The organism is Methylosinus sp. Sm6, assembly GCF_019802345.1.
Classification (GTDB): domain Bacteria; phylum Pseudomonadota; class Alphaproteobacteria; order Rhizobiales; family Beijerinckiaceae; genus Methylosinus.
This window is the reverse complement of record NZ_JAINDZ010000010.1, coordinates 119,769-142,396: the sequence shown is the minus strand read 5'-3', so window position 1 is coordinate 142,396 and position 22,628 is coordinate 119,769. Positions and strand designations below refer to the sequence as shown.

Below are 22,628 nucleotides of genomic sequence, written 5' to 3'. Positions count from 1 at the left end.
TCCAGAATCACTCCGCCGATAGGGAATCACGCCTGAGCCCATCCGTTAACCGCCGTTAACCCGAATTCGGAGCCCTACATTTCGTGATGCATGATTGCGAATCAGCGTTCGAAACGTTAGCAAGCGGTTTACGGCGCGCCGCATCTGTCACGATGCGCGGCCTGTTGCAGCAGGGAGACATGCGATGGCCAGGGCGAAGAGCGAGAAGCCGGCGGTAGTCAAGAAGACCAGGAAAGCCGAGGCGTCCACGGTTCGTCCGGTGAAGGAGACGCTGACCAAGGCGGCGCTCATCAATCATATCGCCGAGCAGAACGAGCTTCCGCGCAAGACGGCGGCGGCGGTCTACGCCACTCTCGAGGAGGTGTTCCTCGGCTCCGTGCATCCGCGCGGCGTCGGCGAGTTCACTCTTCCCGGCTTGCTGAAAGTCTCGCTGCGCAAGGTCCCGGCCCGCAAGGCCGGCACTCTGGTGCGCAATCCGGCGACGGGCGAGATGGTGAAGGCCGCGGCCAAGCCGGCCAGCGTGCGCGTGAAAATCCGCGCGCTGTCCAAGCTGAAGACCGTCGCGGCGCCGTGACGCGCAGGATCGAACGCCACGGCGTTCGATCCCGTTCGCGCTATCGAGGCGCCCAGCCAGAATGACGCGAAGTCATTTCGGCTTGGGCCAATAGCCCGCCGCTACGCCGGGCGTGTCGAGCCGTGTCGTCTCCACCGGCCCTTCGCCGATGATCTGCACGATCGTCTCCTCATCGCCTGCGCCGTCCCAATGCACGCCGCCGGCCGGATGGAGCACATAGGAGCCGGCCTTCAGCGGCTTCGCCTTGCCGAAGTCCAGCGTCTCGCCGACGCCGTTCCACCAAACGCCCTTCAGCACGACCGCATGGCGATCCTTGGAATGGAAATGCGGATTGGAGTGCGCGCCGGGCGGAAAGCGCACGCGCACCACATAAAGACCCGGCTTCGACGGATCGCCGTACAGCACCGCCTGATCCGGCCCGACGCCGAAGGGGCTCTTGAAGGCGACATCCTCCGGCGGCGTGTAGATGAAGGGCTTGTCGGGCTCGGCGATTGCCTGGGCGCATGTCGCGGCCAAGGCTCCAGTCAGGATAAATGCGATTGTCTTCATAGGAAACTCCCTTTCGCTCGTCGGCTCCTCGCGCTCCAAAGGCTGAATTTCTGCGGCCAAATGGACGCTTTGCCGCGACAATAATCTAGCTGATCTATATGTAAATAGTCTCGCGTCCCGGCGCCGCTGGCTTTCGGCGCTAGGCGGCCGCGCCGGTGCGGCGCTGCGCCAGCCATCGGCTCCAGGGCTCGGGCGCGATGAGCCCGGCGCTCGTCCAGACAGGCAGGATGCGTCCCCGATCGACGCAGCCGACGAAGGCGGGCTTGACGAGATGCTGCGTCTCCTCGTCGACGCGCACGGTGAAGCCGCTCGGCGCGCGAATGCTGCGTCCGGGAAGGATCGCGCGCGTCTTCGCCGCTTGCGACGCGCCGGCGGCGACCACCGCGGCGCTCCACAGGTTGAAGCCGAGCCAGGTCGCCTCCATGGCGTCATTGGTCATGGCGTCCGGCGCGCCTTTGAAGCGACGCCAATCGGCGACGAAGCGGCGGTTCTCCTCGGCGTCGATCTCATGCAGGTAGTTCCAGGCGACGAAGACCCCGTCGACGCCGCAATGGGCGAGCGCCGGCAGCTCCGCCTCGCCGATCGAGAGCGACATGATCGGCGTCGCCGCGCGACCGCGGCCGCCGCGCGCGAGCTCGGCGAAGAAGCGCAGATTGGCGTCGCCGCTCACCGTGGAGACGACGGCCGCGCCGGGGCGGCCGCAGAAAGCGCGAATTTCGTCGCCGACGTCGCGCCAATCCTCGCGGCCGGCAGCCGCATAGCGCTCGACGACGTCGCCGCCGGCGATCCCCCGCGACGCCAGATAGGCGCGCAGGATCGCATTGGTGACGCGCGGATAGACGTCGTCGACGCCGACGAGAAAGAAGCGCCGCGCCCCGCGCGTGCGAAGAAAGTCCACCGCGGGAATCGCGGTCTGGCTCGGCGTTCCGCCCGCATAGACGATATTGGGCGAGCGCTCTTCACCCTCATATTGGCTCGGATAGAACAAGAGGCTGTCGAGCCGCTCGATAACGGGCAAAGTCGCCTTGCGCGAGGCGGAGGTCCAGCAGCCGAAGACGGCGTCGACCTTGCGCTCCTCGATCAGGACGCGCGCCTGCTCGGCGTAGAGGCTCGGAACCGAGCGCGGGTCCATGATGACCGCCTCGATAGGCCGGCCGAGCAGGCCGCCGCTGGCGTTGCGCTGCTCGATCAGCATCACCAGCAGCTCCTGCAGCGGCCGCTCGCTGCTCGTCATGGTGCCGGACAGCGAATGTAGAATGCCGACGCGGATCGCCCCGCCGTCGATGTCGGAGAAGAAGCGGCCGACCGTGTCGGCGAGGAGATGGGAGCGGCCGAGCAGGTCCTCGGCGGTCGTCCGCACCGAGCGGCCGGCCGATTCCACCTCGCCGACCACGCCGCTCAAATCGGGAAGCGCGCCGCTCACCTCATGCGCGACGAGCGCGGCGCGGCCGCCGATGCGGTCGAGCTCGCCGGCCTCGCGACCGAGCGTCTCGGCGAGGCCGCGATCGACCCGCGCCATCGCCTCGACGCTCGCCGAGACGGCCGCGATCGCCGCGACCGTCTCTTCCACGACGCTGCGAATCTCGCTGATCTGCGCTTCGATGTCGCCGGCGGCGGACGCCGTGCGGCTGGCGAGCGTCTTCACTTCTCCCGCCACCACCGCGAAGCCGCGCCCCGATTCGCCGGCGCGCGCCGCCTCTATGGTCGCGTTCAGCGCCAGCATCGAGGTCTGGGCGGCGATCGCCTGGATGAGCCGGCTGACCTCGCCGATGTGTCCCATCGCCGCGGCGAGGCTGCGCACGATGGCGTCGGCGCGCGCCAGCTCCTCGGCCGTGCGATCGGCGGCGGCGCGCGCATCGGCGATCTGCCGCGCGGAACCGGCGAGGAGATCGATCGCCGCCCGCGCCGCGCCGGCGAGTCCGTCCACGTCGCGCGCGGCCGCCTCGGCCGCAACGGCGGCGCTCGCCGTTCGCCGCCGCATGTCGCCGCTGCAGGCGTCGAGCGCGCCGACCGTCGTCCGAACGCCCTCGCCGGCGGCTTCGAGCCCGGCGACGGCTTCGCTCACGCCGTCACGGAAGCGGCGGGTGAAGAGGGCGCGTCCCGCATTGCGAATCTCGAGCTCCGCCTCGCGGCTGCGCTGCGCCACGGCCGATGCGTCGGCCGCGACCAGCATGTCTCGCATCCGCGCCGAGACCGCGCCGAGGCGTCGCGTCAGGCCGTCGCCGGCGTGGGGCAGCGCGGCATAACGGTCTCCGCCGGCGATCGTCTCCATCGCCTCCATGTGCGGCGCGAGCCGACGCTCGATATGGGCGGCCGCGGCGAGCGCGGCGAGGAGCGCGACGACGCCGGCGAGCGCGACGCTCCCCGTCGCCATTCCGGCGGTCGCCGGCGCCGCCGCCGCGAGGAGAGCGGCGGTCACGAGCATGCGCGAAGGAAGCTTCGCGCGAAAGGTCTGCGCCATTCGACAGAGGCTCCAGCAATTCTCGGAAACCCAAGGCGAATCTCATTCGTCAGGGTTACGGATGTGTTTAGGAATGCGCGTGATCTCGCCTCAATTCTCGGCAGTGGCGCCGTAAGTTTGAGCGTCGCCGCGCGAGGCGGATCGACTCGCGCGGCGCGCGGGTCTATGCAGAGCGCCGAGAGCTTCGCCGACCAGGGGGCGGGTTTGCGCTATTTGAAGCCGTTTCGTCTCGGCGCGCTCGTCGCCGCCGTCGCGCTCGCCGCCTGCGCGGACCGCCCGCATGGCGTGCTGATCGCGCAGCCGCGGGCGCCGGGCACGAGCCGCGTGGACATGCTGGTCGCCACGACGCGCAGCGGGCAGGGCGCCGCGCCGGGCGATCTCTTCACCGGCGAGCGCGGGGCGGGGCTCGCTTTCGCCGATGTCGCCGTCTCCATTCCGCCCGATGCGGCGCGTCAAATCGGCGAGGTGCAATGGCCGGACGCCGTCCCGGCCGATCCTTATCGGGATTTCGTCACGCTGCGCGCCGAGCCGCTGGCGCGCGACGCGGCGCTGCGCGATTTCCACAGCCGCATCGCCGCCGCGCCGAAGCGGCAGGCGCTGGTCTTCGTCCACGGCTTCAACACGCTCTTCGCCGAGGCGGTCTATCGCTTCGCGCAGATCGTCCATGATTCCGGCACGAGCGCGCTGCCGGTGCTGTTCACCTGGCCCTCGCGCGGGCGCCTCGTCGATTACGGCTATGACCGCGAGAGCGCGAGCTATTCGCGCGATGCGCTGGAGACGGTGCTGCGCGCGCTCGCCCGCGATCCGGCGGTCGGCGAAATCTCCATCCTGGCGCATTCGATGGGCAATTGGGTCACGCTCGAAGCGCTGCGGCAGATGGCCATTCGCGACAAAGGCCTGCCGGGCAAGATCAAGAATGTGATGCTCGCCGCGCCGGATGTGGATTTCGACGTGTTCACGCGGCAGATCGCCGAGATCGGCGAGCGCCGCGCGCTGTTCTCGCTGTTCGTCTCGCGCAATGACGAGGCGCTCGCCGCCTCGCGCCATGTGTGGGGCGACAAGGTGCGGCTCGGCGGCATCGACCCGGACGTCGAGCCCTATCGCGCTCTGCTCGCCGAGCGCCGCATCTTCGTCGTCGATCTCGCCGATGTGGCGTCGAGCGATCCGCTCGGCCATGGCACATTCGCGCAATCGCCGGAGGTGGTGCGCGCCATCGGCCGCCGCCTCGCCGCCGGCCAGCAGCTCGCCGACGTGCGGACGAGCGTCGGCGAGAGCGTCGGCCAAATGGCGACCGGCGCCGCTGCCGCCGTCGGCACGGCGGCCGGCGCCGCGGTCACCGCGCCCTTCGCGGTGGTCGATCCGCGCGCGCGCGAAAATTTCGGCGACCGGCTGGAGCAGCTCGGGACGCAGATGACGGACACGCTGCGGCCGTTGCAGTGAGGCGCGCTCACCAGGGCGTGTCCTTGCCGCGATAATCGACGAAGCGCCCGCTGTCGCCCGTCGTCAGCGCGTCGATGGTCGCGACGATGCCGGTCGCGCTCTCTTCCACCGAAAGCTCGGCGTTCCTGCCGCCCATGTCGGTGCGCACCCAGCCGGGATTGAGAGCGACGACGATGATCCCGTCCCGCTGCAGATCGAGCGCCAGACCTTGCGTGATCTTGTTCAACGCCGCTTTGGCGGCGCGATAGGCGATATTGGTCGCGCCCGCCGTCGCCATCGAGCCGAGGCCGCTGGAGATGAGAACCACGCGCGGGTTCTCCGCCTTTCGCAGATTGGGCAGGAGAGCCTGGACGAGGCGCAGGGGCCCGAGCGCGTTGACGTCGAAGAGATCGAGCGCGCCGCGAAAATCCATGTCGAGCGTCGACTGGCGCTGCGGTCCATAGGCGCCGGCGTTGCAGACGAGCACGTCGATCGGCTCCTCGACCGTCTGCGTCGCCGCGCGGATGGCGTCCTCGTCGCGCGTGTCGAAGCTCACGATCGCGAAGCGGGCGCGATGGCGCGCGACGTCCCGCTGCAGCTCCTCCCGCGCGCGCTCGCTGCGCACCGAGGCGGTGACGTCGTCGCCGCGCTCGGCGACCAGCGTCGCCAGCCCATGGCCAATGCCCCTGTTCGCGCCGGAAATGAACCAATGCTCCGCCATGAGGTCCGCTCCTTCGCCGAGACTCCTCGAATATAGCGCGAAGTGGCGCGGCGTCAGCGAGAGATGGCCGTTGTTTCGCGATTCGGCCTTGCGAGGCTCCGCTCGAGCACGTAGCCTGAGCGAGTTGTGCCTTGTGATTGTCGCGAAAGGCTGTTCGCCATGTCGGATTGCTCCAATGTCGTGCGGGACGAGGCCGTCGCCGCATCCGCTCCCCTCCCGACGGCGCCTCGGCCCATTCTCTTCACCGGGGAAAACGGGGAATTTCGCCGCCTCGTGATGAGAGGCGCTCTGCTCGAGATCGTGACCGCTGGCTTCTATCGATTCTGGCTGGCGACGAAGATGCGCCGCTATCTCTGGTCGAACACGGTCATCGACGGCGACGCGCTGGAATATGTCGGCGCGGCGCGCGAGCTGCTGTTCGGCTTCTTCTTCGCGCTCGCCATCGCCACGCCGGCCTATCTCCTCTATTTCCTCGTGACGATGGAGGCGGAGCGATACAAGGCGTTCGCGTCGCTGCCCTTGCTGCTCTTCTTCTTCGCCTTCGGGCAATACGCCAATTACGGCGCGCGCCGCTACCGTCTGCACAAGACGAGCTGGCGCGGCCTGCGCTTCGGAATGGGCGGCTCCGGCCTCGCCTATCTGGGGCGCGCGCTTTGCTGGGGCGCCGTGATCGCGCTGACGCTCGGCCTCGCCCTGCCCTTTGCGCAGGCGGCGCTCGAGCGCTACAAAATGCGCAACACCTCCTATGGCGGCCTGCGCGGCGATTTCGTCGCGCGCGGCGGCGCGTTCTTCAAGCGCGGCTGGTGGATCTGGGCGGCGACCATAGCCGTCGCCGTGACGTCGCTCATCCTCGGCGCCGCCAAGAGCGAAGCGCTGCTCCTGCTGGCGATGCTCATCGCCCTGTTCGCCGCGCCGGCGCTCTACGCCGCCTTCAAGGCGGCGCAATGGCGATGGTGGCTCGAGGGGCTGCGGCTCGGCGACATCCGTCTGGAGACCAGCCTCACGACACGCCGGCTCCTCACCAACTACTACGTCTATTTCGCGATCGTCATGGGCTGCATGCTCGCCTTCGGCGCTCTCGTCGGGATCGTGACCTTTGTGCTCATTTCGGGCGGACACGCGCCGCAGCCGCAGCAGCAGCCGTCCGCGGCGCTTTTCGTGCTGTTCGGCGCCTTCTACGTCCTGACTTTCGTTGCGGCGGGCATCGCGACCCGCATCTATTTCGTTCAGCGCGTCTGGAAGATCGTCGCGGGCTCGCTGCGCGTGCATGCGCTCGAGCAGGCGGAGGCCGCCGTGGCGGAAACGGGATCCTCGGCGAACGCGATCAACGAGGGCTTCTTGGGCAGCCTCGATGTCGTCGGCTTCTGAGGAGACGCGTTCGATGAGCGCAGCCCCCGCGCCGGTGAATGCGGGCCCTGAATCGTTCTTCTTCGATGGCGTCGCCAGCAGGCGCCGCATCGTCGCCCTGCGTTTCCTCGCGACGGCGCTGGAGATCGCCGCCGAGGACGAGACGCTCGCGATCTGGCCCTATGACGAGATTCGCCGCGTCGACCGCCCGGGCTTCGTGCTCTCGCGCGAATCGCCGGAGGCGCCCGAGCTCGCCCGGCTCGAGCTGCCCGACGCGCGCCTCCACAATGAGATTCTGGCGCGCTGCCACTGCCTCCACGGCGGCGCGGCGCGCGTCTCGATGGGCCGCATCGCCGCCTGGTCGATCGCGGCGACGGCGAGCGTCGTCGTCATGATCTGGTTCGGCGTTCCCTTCGCCGCCGACCGGCTCGCGCCGCTCGTTCCGAGCCGGTTGGAGCGGCGCCTCGGGGAGGCGGTCGACACACAGCTGCGCGCGATCTTCCCGCAGGACTCCTGTGAGGGCGAGGCCGGCGGCGCCGCGCTCGCCACGCTGTCGTCGCGCCTGCAACGCGCGGCGGGGCTTCCCTCCGAGACGACGATCGAGGTTCTCGACACGCCGGTCGCGAATGCGCTCGCTCTGCCCGGGGGCAAGATTTATATGTTCGCCGGGCTGCTGAGACAGGCGCAGGCGCCGGACGAGGTCGCCGGCGTCCTGGCCCATGAGCTCGGCCATATCGCGCGTCGCGACGCCTTGCGCAGGGTGATCGCCCTCGGCGGAACCTCCTATCTCGTCGGCTTGCTGTTCGGCGACGTGACCGGCGCCAGCGCGCTCATCTTCGCGAGCAAGGCGCTGATCGGCGCCGCGCATTCGCGCGAGCAGGAGGCGGAGGCGGATCGATACGCCGGCGAGCTGCTGACGCGCCTCGGACGGCCGGCGCGCCCCTTGGGGGAGTTGCTCACGCGCATCTCCAGCTCGGAGACGGCCGCGCTCGGCCTGCTGCAGGATCACCCTTTGACCGGGCAGCGCCTCGCCGCGCTCGCGGCGGCCGACGCGGGCGAGCAGGGCCCCCCGCTGCTCGATGCGGAGCAATGGGCGGCGCTGAAGGCGATCTGCGATTGACGCAGTCTTGGATCCCTTCGCGTCCAAGCTTCTTTTTTATGAAGGCGCGAAGCGTGGAAGGATGCGCCGGCTGAGCGCCTGCTCGAGCGACGCTGGTGGCGTGATGCAGCTGAAGGCTCGCGGTCCGAGCGCGGCCCTGGACCGCGAGCCTTCAAGCTCGCTCTCGAGAGGCTTCAAATTCGTCGACGCACGTCGCCAAGGCCTCTGACGGCCGCGCGGCGCAAGTCCGACGCGATCCTGTTCGCGCCGGAAATCGGATCGCTCCCTCCTGACTCCTCGATTGAAGAATGGCGCGGGTCCGCTCTTGTAATTATCGCAAAATTTGTTTTATTATCGTAGATCGATAATTTCAGGTCGGCCTGAAGCATGTCGAATGTCGTCCCGCTCCTTCCACCGGAAGCTCCTGCTCCCGAGCCGCCCTTGCTGCGACGCATTCGGCGTAGCGGCGCGCTCTTATCGGCGCTGTTCACGCTGCTGCTTGCGCTCGCATTGCTGTTCGCGGCCGCGCTGGTCGGCGTCGTCCTGTCCTATCAGGGCGAGGATATCGCCTTCGGACCCGGCGGCGTCTGGTTCGGACGCAGGCCGGACGCGGCGGCGGGCCTGGTCGCGCTTTCGGCTTTCAGTCCGGCGCAGCGTCTCGTCGGCGCCGGAGCATTGCTGCTGCTCGTCGCGCCCGCCGCCTATATTTTTCTGCGCTTGCGCCTGCTGTTCGGCCTCTATGCGCGAGGCGTCGTCTTCGCTCCGCGCAACGCGCATTGCTTGAAGCATGTGGGTCTCGGGCTCATCGCTTATGCGGTTGCGCCCTTTTGCGCGAACCGTATCGCGCTCCTCGCAGGCGTCGCGAATGATCCGACTTGGTTCCACCTCTCCGAAATCCAGGCTGCGGTTCTCGGCGCGCTCGTCTTCGTCGTCGCCGACGTGATGCGATGCGCGCATGAGATCGAGGCCGAGCGGGACGGATTTGTCTGAATGCCGATCGTCATGCGACTCGATGTGATGCTGGCCAAGCGCCGCATGCGCTCCAAGACCCTCGCGCGCGCGATCGGCGTCACCGAGGCCAATCTCTCGCTGCTGAAATCCGGCAAGGTGAATGGCGTCCGCTTTTCGACGCTCGCCGCGATTTGCCGCGAGCTCGACTGCCAGCCCGGCGACCTCATGGAATATGCGCCCGACGAGGCCGCGGCCGTCTGCGCCGAAACGGGATAACGACATTTATTTCGAAGAGGCGTCCATGATCAGACCTTTCATCGCAACGGGGCTTGCTTGCGCGCTCTCGGCTTGCTCGATCATCGCGGGCGTCGCCGACATGGAGGGGCAGGCGACAGCGGACGGCGTTGCGGCGAGCACGCCGATGATTCTCGACGGCGATCAAATTCTCTTCGAGATCGAAGCCGAGACGCCGGACGGCGCATGGCGGCGCTGCCTCGCTCTGCTCAATATGGGACAAGCGCCGCCGGTGTTGAGGCGCGGCCTCTATGACGAGCTGGAGATTGCCGGCGGCCGCGCGTTGCGCTTGCGCATCGGCGGCCGACGCATCGAGATCGCCGCCGCCGCCGTGCGCAGCGAGCCCGAGCGCGCGGCGGGCGAGCGCCAGTTCGGCCCCTTCTTTCCCTCCCGCCGCGTGGATATGGTCCTGCAGTCGGGCGCGCTGTCGAATGGCGGGATCGTGCTCGACTATCCTGCTCGCCGGCTCGTCTTCGCCGCCTCGGGCGCTCTGCCCGCCGACGGCGTCGCTGCGCCGATCCGCGTCGATCGGCGCACCGGCCTTGCGCTCGTCGATGCGCAGATCGACGGCGCGACGCACGCCTTCGTGATCGACGCCGGCAGTCCCTACAGCTGGACGCGCGGCGCGCTCGCCTCCTCCTGGGCCGCGCGTCATCCGGAATGGCTGCGCGCGAAGGGCGCCGTCGGGCCGGCGAATTACAACATGCTCGATCTTCCATTCGAGAAAGACGGACTCATGTTGCGGATTCCTCAGATCATGATCGGGCCGCTGGCGATGCGCGACATCGGCGTGATGGGATCGGGGCCGTCATTGTCGCCCGTCGTCGACTCGATCTTCGGAGAAGCCTTCTGGGACATATGGCAGGCGAATGCGGGAGAGCCGGTCGCGGGCTGGCTGGGCGCCAATGTGCTGAAGACCTATCGCCTGACCATCGACTATCCGCGCGCCATGTCCTATTGGCGAAAAATGTCCGAGCCCGACCCGCGCGAGCTCGACGTGGTGGGCGTCACTCTCGTCTATGAGTCCGGCCGCTATTTCATAGGCGGAGTCGCGCGCAAGAGCGGGCTCGCGAGCGTCGCGGAAGCATCGATCGGAGACGAGATCGTCGCCGTCGATGGGATGGCGATGCGCGGCGCGCCACGCGAAGCCGCGCTGTCGGCTCTGCACGGCGCTCCGGGCGAGCGCAAGCTGCTTCGCATCGCACGCAAAGGCCTCGAGCGGGACATCGAGGCGCGTGTCGACCATTACTGACCGCTGTCGAGCCGCTCGATCAGCGCCATCGCCGCGGCCGGCGCCCTCACCTTGGCGCCGTCGATCATGAAGACGAAGACGTCGCGGGGGCGTTTTTCGGCCGGCGGCGCGAGCGAGCGCAGATCGGCGGGCGTCGCGCCGCTCTGCCAGCTGCGCGCGCGCTTCGCCCAGAGGCCCAGGGCCTTCGCCGCATAGCCCGTTGCGCAGTCCTCGCGCGTGCGGCGCAGGCGGGCGTAGACGAAATCGGCGGTCACGTCCGCGATCGCCGGATGGCCCTCGCCGTCGACATGCACGGCGGCGACATTCTCCTCGCGCAGCATCGCGATGAATTTCGCGTCGAGAAAGCTCTCGTGGCGAATCTCGAGCGCGTGGCGCAGCGGACGGCCGTTCCTTTGCTTCGGCAGCAGCTTCAGAAAGGCGCCGATCTCGGCGGGGTCGAAAGGCTTGTGCGGCGGCAATTGCCAGAGCAAAGGCCCGAGCTTGTCGCCGAGCTCCGCGACCCCGCTCGACAAAAAATACTCGACCTTGTCGCCCGCCTCCGCCAGCGCCCGCGCCGAAACGGCGGCGCGATGCGCCTTCACGCAGAACACGAAGCCTTCGGGCGCGGCGTCGCGCCATTTGGCGAAGCTCGCGCGCGATTGCGTGCGATAAAAGGTGGAGTTGATCTCGATGGCCGTCACGTGGCGGCACGCATAGGCGAGCTCTTGCGCGTGCGGCAGGTCCTCGGGATAGAAGCCCCCCCGCCAAGGCTCGAAGCTCCAGCCGCCGACGCCGACGCGAATCATCCGACCTCCGCTAGCTAGTGGCGTGATTCAGCCGATTTGAGCGAGCCTTAGAGGGCTCGCTCTCGATAGGCCGTCGACGCAAGCCACGAGCCTGTACAACGCGGCGGCTCCTCAGGGCGGGGGTAGGGATTTTTCCTACCCCCGTTCGCTCTGGCTCAGCGCGCCTTGCGCTTCGTCGCCCGATAGAACGCCGTCTTGGCGGCGGCGCGCAGGCGCCGGCGCAGCTTCTCGCCGGCGCAGGCCGCCGAAAAACGCGCGGGAGCTTGCGCGTCGGCCTGGATCATCAGGTCGCAGACGGCGAGCCGCTCGGGCCAGGCGCGCTCGATCATCGAATGGCCGGGAATGGCGCAGGAGTCGGTCGTCTCGATCTCGGCGCGCTCGGTCTGCGCCTCGGTCAGCGAATAGACGAGCTGCACGCCGGGCGCCTGGGGGCGCAAATTCTCATCATAGGCGATCTTCCAGAAATAGGCGCGGCCGCCGCTCTCGATGACGACTCCCATGGCGATCGGCTTGCCGTCGAGCTCCAGGCTGTGGATCTTGCACTTGCCCTCGCGCGCGAGGAGCCGCGTCGCGCTGCGCGTGAAGGTCGCGAGCGAGGGATGGGCAAGCAGCGCGCCGCGCGTCGCTTTCCAGCCGCTCGCCTCGAGCGCGAGAAAGGCCTCGGCGGCGGCGGGAATTTCGGCCGGCTCGCAATAAATCCTGTGCGTCAGCTCGCCCGCCTCCTCGAGCCGGCGGCGGCGGCGGCGCAGCTCGCTCAACGCTTTGCCGGAGCCATTGCGGGTCCACAGCTCGCGCGGATCATTGCCGGGCTGCAGCATGGCCCGCTCGCGCCGCTCCAACACCCGCCAGGCGCGGTCCGACGCCTGGGTGGCGCGCGTCAGCGCGGCGAAGGCGGGACCGGATATGGGCAGCGTCGGAAACAGCAGCGCGCCGCTCCCCGGCGCATGCGCCGCGAGCCAGTCGACGAGCGCCGCCGCCGCCTCGTCGACGTCGTCGCGGGCGAGGAGGGGCGTCGCCAGCGCCGCCTGCTTGTGCAGCCAGCCGCGCGTCACCGCGGCGCCGAGCGCGAGCCCCGGCGCGACGATGGGAAACAGCGCGATCAGCCGCCGCGCGCCATTGGCGGCGCGCTTCCAGACGACGACGAACAGCGGGCGCGAGCGCGCGGGAAAATGGCGCGCGGCCTCGAGCGCGAAGCCGGGCTCGAGAAAGCCGTTCGGCTCGACGGCGCGCGCCGCGAGATCGGCCCAGTCCCGCGTGAACGGCGCGATCTGCTCGGCGTCGAGCGCCTCCGCCACGACGGTGCGTTTCGCGGCCTCGACGCCGGCGACGACGCGAAGGCTCGCGGCCCGGCCGGGCAGGGCTGCGACGGCGCGGAAAAACGGCGGTCTGCTGATCCAAAACGGCGCTGTCGCCATGGCTTCCCTCACAATGGTCTCGCTTTCGTCCAAATCGGCCGCCCAGAGCGGAACATCTCGCTGCGGCTGACGGGACGGCTTCAAGGCGAGGGCCAGACCGGGGCGGCGGGCGCCGGCGGATCGGACCGGGCGCACTCTTTCACGAAAAAGGTTACGATCGACGCTCCAGAGAACCGAATAATCTCAGCGCCTCGAGCGGTTGCGCCGGGGCCGCCATCCGTGCCAGGATGAAACTGCCGAGGTCCGGCATTTGCCGGCTTCGCCGAACCCGCTATATGAGAACATCTGCGGTCGAAGCTCTCGGCCCGTCCAGAACAGAGTTGGCGCTTTGACGACATCGAAGACCCCCCTGCTCGACAGGATCGACACGCCGCAGGATCTGCGCAAGCTGCATCCGAATCAGCTGCCCCAGCTCGCCGACGAATTGCGTCGCGAGACGATCGACGCCGTCTCGGTCACCGGCGGCCATCTCGGCGCGGGCCTCGGCGTCGTCGAGCTGACCGTGGCGCTGCATTATGTGTTCGACACGCCGAGCGACCGCATCGTTTGGGACGTCGGCCATCAGACCTATCCCCACAAGATTCTCACCGGCCGTCGCGACCGCATCCGCACGCTGCGCCAGGGCGGGGGGCTCTCCGGCTTCACCAAGCGCGCCGAGAGCGATTACGACGCCTTCGGCGCCGGCCATTCCTCCACCTCCATTTCCGCCGGGCTCGGCATGGCCGTCGCCCGCGATATTTCCGGCGGCAATAATCATGTGGTGGCGGTGATCGGCGACAGCGCGCTCTCCGCCGGCATGGCCTATGAGGCGATGAACAACGCCGGCGCGCTCGATTCGCGGCTGATCGTCATCCTCAACGACAATGACATGTCGATCGCCCCGCCGACCGGGGCCATGTCCGCCTATCTCGCGCGTCTCGTCTCCGGCGGGGCCTATCGCACGCTGCGCGAGACGGCCAAGCAGCTCGCCCGCCATCTGCCGCATTTCCTCTATGACAAGGCGCGCAAGGCCGAGGAGTTCTCGCGCAGCTTCATCACCGGCGGCGGCACCATGTTCGAGGAGCTCGGCTTTTATTATGTCGGACCGATCGACGGGCACAATCTCGAGCATCTCCTGCCGGTGCTGACCAATGTCCGCGACAAGGACGACGGCCCGGTGCTGGTCCATGTCGTGACGCAGAAGGGCAAGGGCTATGGCCCGGCCGAGGCGGCGGCCGATCGTTATCACGGCGTCAACCGTTTCGACGTGCTGACCGGCGCGCAGGACAAGCCCAAGGCCAATGCGCCGTCTTATACGAGCGTCTTCGCCAAGAGCCTCGTCGCCGAGGCCGAGCGCGACGACAAGATCGTCGCGATTACCGCGGCGATGCCGGGCGGCACGGGGCTCGACCTGTTCGAGAAGGCGTTTCCCGATCGCACCTTCGATGTGGCGATCGCCGAGCAGCACGCCGTCACCTTTGCCGCCGGCCTCGCCTGCGAGGGCTACAAGCCCTTCTGCGCGCTGTATTCGACCTTCCTGCAGCGCGGCTATGACCAGCTGGTGCATGACGTCGCGATTCAGCATCTGCCGGTGCGCTTCGCCATCGACCGCGCCGGCCTCGTCGGCGCGGACGGGCCGACCCATGCCGGCGCCTTCGACGTCGCTTACCTCGGTTGCATCCCCGGCATGGTGGTGATGGCGGCCGCGGACGAAGCGGATCTCGTCCATATGGTGACGACCGCCGTGCAATATGACGACGGCCCCATCGCGTTCCGCTATCCGCGCGGCGAGGGCGTCGGCCTCGATCTGCCGGAGCGCGGCGAGGCGCTGGAGATCGGCCGTGGCCGCATTGTCCGCGAGGGCTCTCGAGTGGCGCTGCTGTCGCTCGGCACGCGGCTCGCCGATGCGTTGAAGGCGGCCCAGGAGCTCGGGGCCCGCGGCGTCTCCGTCACCGTGGCCGACGCGCGCTTCGCCAAGCCGATCGACCGCGATCTCCTGCGCCGGCTCGCCGCCAATCACGAGGTGTTGATCACCATCGAGGAGGGCTCGATCGGCGGCTTCGGCGCGCAGGCGTTCCAGTTCCTGTCGGAGGAGGGGGCGCTCGACGGGACGCGCGGCGCCTTCAAGTTCCGCAGCATGATCCTGCCCGACGTCTACATCGACCAGGACAAGCAGGATGTGATGCTGGCCAAGGCCGGCCTCGACGCTCGCGCGATCATCGCCAAAGTGCTCGAGACTCTCGGCGACGAGCGCGGAGCCGCGCGCGCGATGATCGCTTAAAAGAGGCGAAATCGGGCAGCCGCTCTCCTTCTCCCACTGGTGGGAGAAGGTGGCCCGGCGTAGCCGGGTCGGATGAGGGCGCTTCAGAAAGAGGCGTTCCGCCGGAGGCCGCCTTCATCCAGAGATCGCCCTTCCGGCGCGGACCCTCATCCGAGTCCGCTTCGCGGGGCCACCTTCTCCCGCCCCCATACGGGCGAAGGACCACAGTCCCGTCACCCTCCTCCTGAGGAGCCCGCGAAGCGGGCGTCTCGAAGGATGGCAACGGGGAGAAGCCTTTGATTTCGCTCTGCGGCCGCCCTTCGAGACGCCGCCTGCAGCGGCTCCTCAGGACGAGGGTTGGGGATTTTATCCTTTACGCGATCGCCCTGCCCGCCAAGCGGAGAAGGGAGCGCCCCGATTATTTCGTGTAGACCTTTCCGTCCGGGCCCTTCCAGCCGTCGCCGGCGGCATAGAAGCGATATTCCTCGTCGAACGCGATGGTCGAGCCGGGGGCGATATATTGCTTGCCCTTGGGGTCGCTGCTGCGTGGCGCCGTCACAAAGAATTTGCTCGGCGAGCAGCCCTCCGGAGACTTGCCGGCGTCGTCCGGCTTGCACTCGAGATTGGCGCCCTCGGGAAATTCCACCGTGGCGTTGAAGAACAGCTCATAGCCCTTCTCGCCAGTCGCGTGCATCTCCAGGCGCTCGGTCATGGTCTGCTTGAACGAGAGCACCTTGCCCGGCTTGTCGAAACGGGTCTTCAGCAGATTTTCGAAAATCTGGCGCGCGTGAGCTTCGGTGGGGTCGGGGCAGCCGAACCAGCAGACCGCCTGGGCGCGGTCGATGGTCAAGGGCGCGGCGAGCAGCGCCAGCGCGAGAATTCGGGAGAGCATCGGGGTCCTCTTCTTCATTTGCGTCGCGCCGCGCCGATCGCGGGTGCGCCCGTCGAGACCCGTCTTCGGAGCGGGCTTGGGCCACAAAATAGCCGATCTCGGCGTCAAAATGAACCATGGCGCGAGGGGGAGCGCCAACCTTCCGCTTACCATCGGCCGCTAAAATTCCGCTCATGAAGACGTCTCCCCTCTTTCCGACGCTCCTCGCCGCGCTGCTCTGCGCCGTCCCGGCGCGGGCCGACTTCTCCTCCTGCCTCTCCGGCCTGCGCCACGCCGCGGCGGCCGCGGGCGTTTCCGCGCGCGCGATCGAGAGCGCCACGGGCGCGCTCGAGCCCAATGACGCGCCGAGCTTCATGGACAAGCAGCCCGAGTTCAAGACGCCGATCTGGGACTATCTCGCCGGCCTCGTCGACGACGAGCGCGTCGATGAGGGTCGCGCGCTGATGCGCCGCCACGCCGCGGCGTTGCAGACGGCCGAGCAGCGCTATGGCGTCGATGCGGCGACGGTGGTCGCCGTCTGGGGCGTCGAGTCCGATTTCGGCAAGAATTTCGGCAAGCGCAGCGTGGTGCAGTCGCTGGCGACGCTCGCCTGCGAGGCGCGCCGCCGCAACGATTATTTCCGCGGCGAATTCATCGCCGCGCTGAAGATCCTCGACGCCGGCGACATCGCGCCGGACGAGTTCTACGGCTCCTGGGCCGGCGCCTTCGGCCACACCCAGTTCATGCCCTCGACCTTCCTGCGCATCGCCGTCGATCTCGACGGCGACGGGCGCCGCAATATTGCGAGCTCGGCGGCCGACGCGCTCGGCTCCACCGCCAATTATCTGCACAAGAGCGGCTATCGGCCGGGCCTGCGCTGGGGCGTCGAGGTGCGCATTCCCGAGGGCTATTCCGGGCCTTCCGGACGCACGGCCCGTCAGCCCATGTCCGCCTGGGCGAGTCGCGGCGTGCGGCGGCTCGACGGCCAGCCGCTCGGCGAGGGCGCGGCCGCGCTGCTGCTGCCGGCCGGCCGCGACGGTCCCGCCTTCCTCGTGACGCAGAATTTCGACGCCATCTATTCCTACAATGCCGCCGAATCCTACGCTCTGGCCATCTCCATCCTGTCGGACCGGCTGCGCGGGCGCTCCGGGGTTCAGTCCGCCTGGCCGACCGACGATCCCGGCCTCTCGCGCGCCGAGCGCCGCGAGGTGCAGGCGCTGCTCGCCCGCCACGGCTATGAGGTCGGCGAGCCGGACGGCGTCATCGGGACCAAGACGACTCAGGCCATCGCCGACTTCCAGGGCCGCGCTGGCATGCGCGCGGACGGCCGCGCCGGCCGCAGGACGCTGGAGGCGCTGCGCGACCGCTGACGCTCAGGCGACGCGGGAGGCCTCCTCCCTCGCCGCGCGCACCGTGACAGTCCGCAAGAACAGCGCGAGCTCGCGCGGGTCGGCCGATTCGCCGAACGCCGCCGGCCTGACCGCGCGCATGTGCTCGAAGCGCAACCGCACGCGCCCCGAATCGTCGACGACCTCGACCCGGACGGAGAGCTTTTGCCGTCCGGGCGATAGAATGCGCCAGAAAGCGACCGGCTCGTCATCGGCGAAGACATAGCTCTGCTGACAGGAGCAGATCGGCGACACATAGGCGGAGATATCGAATTCGATCAGCAGCGTCTCGCCTTTGTGGGCGCTCGTCCGCAGCAGCAGCGTGGACGACGGTCCGCTGCTCCACACGCCTTCCGCCTCGCTGATCGACCAGCCCTCTTGCAGCACGTTCCAGGCGGCGGCCGGATTGGCGCAATCGACCGCGCCGCCGGTCGGGAGGATCGATCGCCGATAGCGGCGCTCCGATGTCTCCGCTCGCCGCCGCTCGACAATTTCGCGCAGCAGCGATGCATAGCCCGCCGCCGCGCGCTCGACACGAAACCCGTTCGCCCGCTCGCGCGCCGCCTCGGCGAGGCGCATGCGCAGCCGCTCGTCTTTGCTCGAGCGCTCGATCGCCGCGGCGATGGCGACAACGGCCGCATCCGGATCGAGCGGCAGCAGAATGGCGCAGTCCTCGTCGATCAGCTCGAGGATGCCGTCGACCGCCGTGGCGGCGACCGGCACGCCTTTGGCCATCGCCTCGATGATCGACAGCGACGTCGCCTCCGATTTCGAGGGAAGGATGAAGAGGTCGCTCGCATCGAGCAGATCGACGACATCGGCGCGCGGACCGAGCGTCAGCACGCGATCCTCGAGCGCGCCGCGCGCGATCTCCCGCTCGAGCTCGCGCAGATGCGGCTCCGACGCTCCCCCGGCGAAGACGAGGCGCACATCCGCGCCGAGACCGCGCCGCTGCAGCGACGCCAGCGCCCGGACGATCAAATGCTGCCCTTTGTGCGGCTCGATGCGCGCGGTGGTGAGGCAGACGAAGGCGTCCTCCGGCAGCTGGAGCTCCCGCCGCAGCCGTTCGCGCGCCCGCCGATCGCGCGGCGTGAAGAAACGCTCCGGACGGCAATTGAGAATGACGCGCTGCGGCGCCGGATGATCGGGGAGAACCGTGTCGAAGCGCCTCCGATGCGCCTCGCAGGCGAAGACGATCGCCTCCGCTTTCGCCAGCGCCTCGACGAGAGCGCCATAGCCGAACCCGAAGCGAGCTTCGACATTCTCCAGTAATATGTTGATGACGGCGACAAAAGGAATCCCGCACTGTTTCGCCGTCGATTTGAGCGCGGCGAAGGAGAACAACTCGGCGGAGTCGAAAGTGAGCAGCAGATCGGGATCGCTCGCCTCCAAGAGATCGATCGCCTGATCGATCGAATAGAGGCTCTTCAAAGGATTGCGCCAGGGCGCGCCCTCATCGATGTCATAAGCGACGAAGGCCACTCCCTGCCGCGTGAGCGCGTCGAGCGCGTGGGCGTTCACTGCATTGCGCCGGCCGGCGAGGCGGACATCGAAGTCGCCGACGAGGGCGGCGGCGATCTGATAGGCGACCTGCGCCGTGCCGCCGGCGGAGGCGTCGTCGGTCGCGACGAGCAGGCGCGGCTTGGCGCGGGCAGGGACGAACGTCATATGCAAATCTCCATTTATGAAAAGTCGTCGACGCGGAATGTCTCGGTCTACCTCGCTCGCCGCGGCCGTCCGCCATTGCGGCGCGGCGCGAATGCAGCGCGCGCATCGATGATCCCTGGTCGCGTGCTCGACTCGGCCGACGCCGCCTTCGGGCCTTCAATTCAGATGACGCAGAACACTCGCGTCCGCGCCACCCGTCGCCATCCCGCGCGGGCTTTCATCAAAATCGCACGGATGTCTCGACCAGGCCGTAGGCGCCGGACCTGTTGAAATTGTCATAGGCGTAACCGCCGGCGAATGTCGCGTGGAACGGACCGAATTCGGAAATCGTCAGATGCGCGCCCACCTTCCAAATTCGTTCGTGGCGATTGGAGTCCCAAATCCCTTGCGGGCCCACATAGATATTCGTCGCCGACAGGAGCGTTCCGAGATTGAATTGCTTCAAAACGAGATAGCCGGGGCGCGCGTCGATATAGGCGCTCTGGAACGCCGTGCTGTACATGCCATAGCCGAAGAACATCGTCTGATCCGTCGGATAGGCGTCCACCTCGCCGACGACATTGAAGCCCCATCTCGTTCCGCGCACGGGATTCTCGGGATCGGGCTGCGACAAGGAGTGATGCTGCACGCCCGCGCCGACGAGGCCGAGCAGCGCATAGCGATCGCCGACGAGCTCATAGCCGACGAGAAAGGCGCCTTCCTGATAGCGCCCCGAGATCTTGCCGAACTGTCTGAGCCACGGCAGGCCGAAATCGCTGAACGGAACGTCGGTTCCGGCGATCGGATAATCATAGCGGCCGAAGCCGAGCCCGAGCCGCGCGCGAGGGCCCGACTGGTCGAGGCCGTTCTGCAGCGCGAGCGTGCCTTCGAGATATTGATCCCAGATGCGCCGCGTCGTCGAGGTCGACAGCGAGGTGATCTCGATCGTGGGGGCGATCGGCGGCGCGGGAGTCCCCGGCGGCGGACGAAGAGAATCCGCGCTCGCGTCCAAGCTCGCGATGCCGATGCAAAACGGCAGGGCCGCACGACAAATCCGTTTCACGATGATCTCTCCGAAAGGCGCTTCGAGCGCTTTCCGATCGAACGGCGTCGAACGATCAGGATTCGCTCCAAATCAAAAAAAGCTGGAGCCGCTTTCGATCCACTCGGATCGCAAACTGCTCGAGATGACCGACGCGCGAATGCCCAACGTCGATAATCGAGCATACGCTTCATGCGCGTCGTCGGCACTCCGCGCGAGCCGGAGCTGATCGAGTATTTGTACAGAACCTTCAGGTGACGCGACGCGTCGTCGCCGGACCGCTTCTGCGCAGGCGGGACATGAGGCTGCCGAACATTGGCGGCCAGATGCGCTTGCGTGTCGGCTCCGCGAGCCGATAGGCCATCGACTCGAACGCCCAGAGCTGCTTGTATTCGGCGTCGTTGCGGCCGAAGGAGAAGCGCAGCGATCGTCCTTTCGCCTCGGCCTCGCTCTCGAGCAGCTCCATATTGCGAAACATCAGCGCCGCTCCGGGCGAAAACTGGCGAAAGCGTGGATCGACGCCGCGATTGACGCCGTTCGCCAGCAGAAATCGCGGCGTCTCGCTGCGATAGATCAATTCGATCGCCGCGGGCTCGCCGCCGATCAGCAGAACGTCGCCGAACAGCATGTCGCCGATCTCGGCGAGCACGATCTCGAGCAGTGCGTCTGCGAGAGGCGAAAAGCCCCAGCGACTCTCGAACAGGCGCTTATACGTCTGGGCGATCTCCTTCGGCGAAAAGCCGGCGATGGGCGAGAAGCTGCCGCCGGCCTCGAGCAGGCGCCGCCGCTCGCGACGCCTGCGCGCTTGCGTCTTCGTCGACAATCCACGCTCTCCGCGCAGGCCCTTGGCGAGGGTCATGGCGAAATCCTGCTCGCGGCCGAGATTGGCGATCTGTTCCGCATGCAGGGGCGAGACGAGGTCGGCCTTGAACGGCAGCTCGATCCTGCAGCAAGGCGCGAGCGGCAGCACGATTTCCGAATCGCCGATGTCGATGAGATGCGGGCAGCCATAGTCGATGAGAGCGAGATGAGTTGCGACGACATGCTCTCCCCATAGCGGGACGGCGGCGATCCACTCGCCCTTGTGCTCGTAGGCGACGTAGCGCACATCGCGCGACGCCAGCGCGCCGAGCAGCGACACGACGCGCGGATGCACGCCGAAGGAGCCGCCGAAGCGGTCGAAAATCACCTTATATTCGCTGGCGGAGATCGCCCTCCAGGCGCCGCGCGTCAGCATGCGAGCCGCTGGCGGCGGTCCGTCCTCTCGCGCATGGCGATGCTCCTCGTCGCGTTGGCGCACTCGCTTCGACGCACACGCGCGGACAATACACGTCCTCGGCCCGAGCCGGAGCCGTTCGACGATGATGATCGAATGCGGCGACGGGAATGTCGGAGTTATGCCGGACGGCGCTCGTCATCGTCAAGACGATAAGCAGCGCATGCGCATTCGCGGAAAATGCTGCGAAAGCGCGCCGATCGTACGTACCGTGCAGCGGGGGATATGTCCGCGGCTCCGCAGTTTTCCCTATTTCCCGACCACGATCTCGTCGTGGATATTGACATTGTTGCTGCTTCGTTTCGACGATTTCAATGACGCCGCGCCGCCGCCGATGCGCGACTTGCGCTGCAGTCGCCATTTCGAGGAGCGAGGGGATGACGAGCTGCGTCGCGCAACCAGAGGAAATCGTCACGCTGGAGAATGCGAGCGATCGCGCCGCCACGCTGCTCGGCGAGCTCGCGGATATCGAGACCAGCGCGACGATCGATGCGCGCGACGTCGCGATCGTGGTCGCCCATCCAGATGACGAGACGATCGGCTGCGGCGCCGGCCTGTCGCGTCTCGCAGGGGCGTCGGTGATGCTGATCACGGATGGCGCGCCGCGCAATGGCGTGGACGCTCTGCGCGCCGGCTTCGCCTCGGCAGGAGACTATGGCGCGGCGCGCGCGCGGGAGCTGCGCGCGGCGCTCGCCGTGGCCGGCGTCGATGCGAGCCGCATTATTGCGCTCGGCCTCGCCGATCAGGGCGTCTGCCATTCCCTCGCGCCGACCGCGCGCCGCCTTGCTTCGATCTTCGACCGCCTCGGCATTCGTATCGTTCTCACTCACGCCTTCGAAGGCGGCCATCCGGATCACGACGGCGTCGCCTTCTGCGTCGCGGCCGCCGCGCAGCTGCTCGGCTCGCGCGCGCCGGCGCTGATCGAGATGCCGTTCTATCATCTCGCCGAAGACGGCGTATCATTCGTCGCTCAGCGCTTTTGCGACGGCGAGGATGGCGTCGTCGTCGAGCTGACGTCGCGCCAGCGGCGGATGAAGGCGGCGATGATGGGCGCGCATGCGAGCCAGGCCGAGACGCTCCGATCGTTCGGCTGCGAGGCGGAGCGCTTTCGCCGCGCCGGGACTCGCGATTTTCGGTCGCTCCCAAATGGCGGGCGCATTTTCTATTCGACATTCGACTGTGGCTTCTCGGCGGCGGATTGGCCCGACACGGCGCGCGCGGCGCTGCAGCGGCTGGGGCTCGAGCGCGCGTCGCGAAAATGGTTTGCGTTTGTCTGAACGATATCGGCCAAAAGTCGA

At 67.9% G+C, this 22,628-nt stretch carries 19 protein-coding genes; 10 read left to right on the top strand and 9 right to left on the bottom strand.

The window, feature by feature from the left end; all coding sequences use genetic code 11:
- Window positions 1–184 precede the first annotated feature (184 nt).
- Window positions 185–574 (top strand): HU family DNA-binding protein, encoded by a 390-nt coding sequence (locus tag K3F48_RS09270; RefSeq protein WP_222575141.1) that lies wholly within the window; start codon window positions 185–187, stop codon window positions 572–574.
- Window positions 575–646: 72 nt separating this feature from the next.
- On the opposite strand, the gene K3F48_RS09265 is transcribed toward K3F48_RS09270, so the two are convergent.
- Complete coding sequence (locus K3F48_RS09265) at window positions 647–1,123, bottom strand: cupin domain-containing protein (RefSeq protein WP_222575140.1); 477 nt, start codon at window positions 1,121–1,123, stop codon at window positions 647–649.
- Window positions 1,124–1,262: 139 nt separating this feature from the next.
- Entirely contained in the window at window positions 1,263–3,584 is a 2,322-nt protein-coding gene (locus K3F48_RS09260) for a transporter substrate-binding protein (RefSeq protein ID WP_222575139.1), read from the bottom strand.
- Window positions 3,585–3,749: 165 nt separating this feature from the next.
- On the opposite strand from K3F48_RS09260, the gene K3F48_RS09255 reads away from it, so the two are divergent.
- Window positions 3,750–5,024: an alpha/beta hydrolase gene (locus tag K3F48_RS09255; RefSeq protein WP_255608770.1), complete on the top strand. Its 1,275-nt coding sequence runs from the start codon at window positions 3,750–3,752 to the stop codon at window positions 5,022–5,024.
- Between the two features lie 7 nt (window positions 5,025–5,031).
- On the opposite strand, the gene K3F48_RS09250 is transcribed toward K3F48_RS09255, so the two are convergent.
- Window positions 5,032–5,724, bottom strand: coding sequence for an SDR family oxidoreductase (locus tag K3F48_RS09250; RefSeq protein WP_222575138.1), 693 nt, complete (start codon window positions 5,722–5,724; stop codon window positions 5,032–5,034).
- A gap of 159 nt (window positions 5,725–5,883) precedes the next feature.
- On the opposite strand from K3F48_RS09250, the gene K3F48_RS09245 reads away from it, so the two are divergent.
- From K3F48_RS09245 to K3F48_RS09225, 5 genes are all read left to right on the top strand, one after another.
- On the top strand, window positions 5,884–7,092 hold the full coding sequence (locus K3F48_RS09245; protein ID WP_222575137.1) for a DUF898 family protein: 1,209 nt from the start codon (window positions 5,884–5,886) through the stop codon (window positions 7,090–7,092).
- A 13-nt stretch (window positions 7,093–7,105) separates the two neighbouring features.
- Entirely contained in the window at window positions 7,106–8,191 is a 1,086-nt protein-coding gene (locus K3F48_RS09240; protein ID WP_222575136.1) for a M48 family metallopeptidase, read from the top strand.
- A 420-nt stretch (window positions 8,192–8,611) separates the two neighbouring features.
- Window positions 8,612–9,160 carry a DUF2975 domain-containing protein gene (locus K3F48_RS09235; protein ID WP_222575135.1) on the top strand — a complete coding sequence of 183 codons (549 nt, stop codon included), beginning with the start codon at window positions 8,612–8,614 and terminating at the stop codon, window positions 9,158–9,160.
- Window positions 9,161–9,397: a helix-turn-helix transcriptional regulator gene (locus K3F48_RS09230; RefSeq protein WP_222575134.1), complete on the top strand. Its 237-nt coding sequence runs from the start codon at window positions 9,161–9,163 to the stop codon at window positions 9,395–9,397. It begins immediately after the preceding gene.
- A 25-nt stretch (window positions 9,398–9,422) separates the two neighbouring features.
- Window positions 9,423–10,667: a peptide-binding protein gene (locus tag K3F48_RS09225; protein WP_222575133.1), complete on the top strand. Its 1,245-nt coding sequence runs from the start codon at window positions 9,423–9,425 to the stop codon at window positions 10,665–10,667.
- On the opposite strand, the gene K3F48_RS09220 is transcribed toward K3F48_RS09225, so the two are convergent.
- Window positions 10,661–11,452, bottom strand: a complete 792-nt coding sequence (locus K3F48_RS09220; protein WP_222575132.1) for a DUF72 domain-containing protein — start codon at window positions 11,450–11,452, stop codon at window positions 10,661–10,663. The two genes, K3F48_RS09225 and K3F48_RS09220, sit on opposite strands and share 7 nt — an antisense overlap.
- Before the next feature lie 155 nt (window positions 11,453–11,607).
- Window positions 11,608–12,867, bottom strand: coding sequence for a GNAT family N-acetyltransferase (locus K3F48_RS09215; RefSeq protein WP_222575131.1), 1,260 nt, complete (start codon window positions 12,865–12,867; stop codon window positions 11,608–11,610).
- A gap of 328 nt (window positions 12,868–13,195) precedes the next feature.
- Here K3F48_RS09215 and dxs point away from each other — a divergent pair, with 328 nt between their 5' ends.
- Window positions 13,196–15,127: a 1-deoxy-D-xylulose-5-phosphate synthase gene (gene dxs / locus K3F48_RS09210; RefSeq protein ID WP_222575130.1), complete on the top strand. Its 1,932-nt coding sequence runs from the start codon at window positions 13,196–13,198 to the stop codon at window positions 15,125–15,127.
- 397 nt (window positions 15,128–15,524) lie between these two features.
- Here the strand turns inward: dxs and K3F48_RS09205 are convergent, their stop codons facing one another.
- Window positions 15,525–15,998, bottom strand: coding sequence for a hypothetical protein (locus K3F48_RS09205; RefSeq protein WP_222575129.1), 474 nt, complete (start codon window positions 15,996–15,998; stop codon window positions 15,525–15,527).
- 173 nt (window positions 15,999–16,171) lie between these two features.
- Between K3F48_RS09205 and K3F48_RS09200 the strand changes: the two genes are divergently transcribed.
- The gene (locus K3F48_RS09200; protein ID WP_222575128.1) at window positions 16,172–17,347 is read left to right on the top strand and encodes a lytic murein transglycosylase; all 1,176 of its coding nucleotides are present in this window, start codon (window positions 16,172–16,174) and stop codon (window positions 17,345–17,347) included.
- Between the two features lie 3 nt (window positions 17,348–17,350).
- Here K3F48_RS09200 and K3F48_RS09195 read toward each other — a convergent pair whose 3' ends face one another.
- From K3F48_RS09195 to K3F48_RS09185, 3 genes are all read right to left on the bottom strand, one after another.
- Window positions 17,351–19,033 carry a glycosyltransferase gene (locus tag K3F48_RS09195; RefSeq protein WP_222575127.1) on the bottom strand — a complete coding sequence of 561 codons (1,683 nt, stop codon included), beginning with the start codon at window positions 19,031–19,033 and terminating at the stop codon, window positions 17,351–17,353.
- 220 nt (window positions 19,034–19,253) lie between these two features.
- On the bottom strand, window positions 19,254–20,075 hold the full coding sequence (gene bcsS, locus K3F48_RS09190) for a cellulose biosynthesis protein BcsS (RefSeq protein ID WP_222575126.1): 822 nt from the start codon (window positions 20,073–20,075) through the stop codon (window positions 19,254–19,256).
- 229 nt (window positions 20,076–20,304) lie between these two features.
- A complete protein-coding gene (locus K3F48_RS09185; RefSeq protein ID WP_222575125.1) occupies window positions 20,305–21,291 on the bottom strand; it encodes a GNAT family N-acetyltransferase in 987 nt (328 codons plus the stop codon).
- 416 nt (window positions 21,292–21,707) lie between these two features.
- Here K3F48_RS09185 and K3F48_RS09180 point away from each other — a divergent pair, with 416 nt between their 5' ends.
- On the top strand, window positions 21,708–22,607 hold the full coding sequence (locus K3F48_RS09180) for a PIG-L deacetylase family protein (protein WP_222575124.1): 900 nt from the start codon (window positions 21,708–21,710) through the stop codon (window positions 22,605–22,607).
- Window positions 22,608–22,628 lie beyond the last annotated feature (21 nt).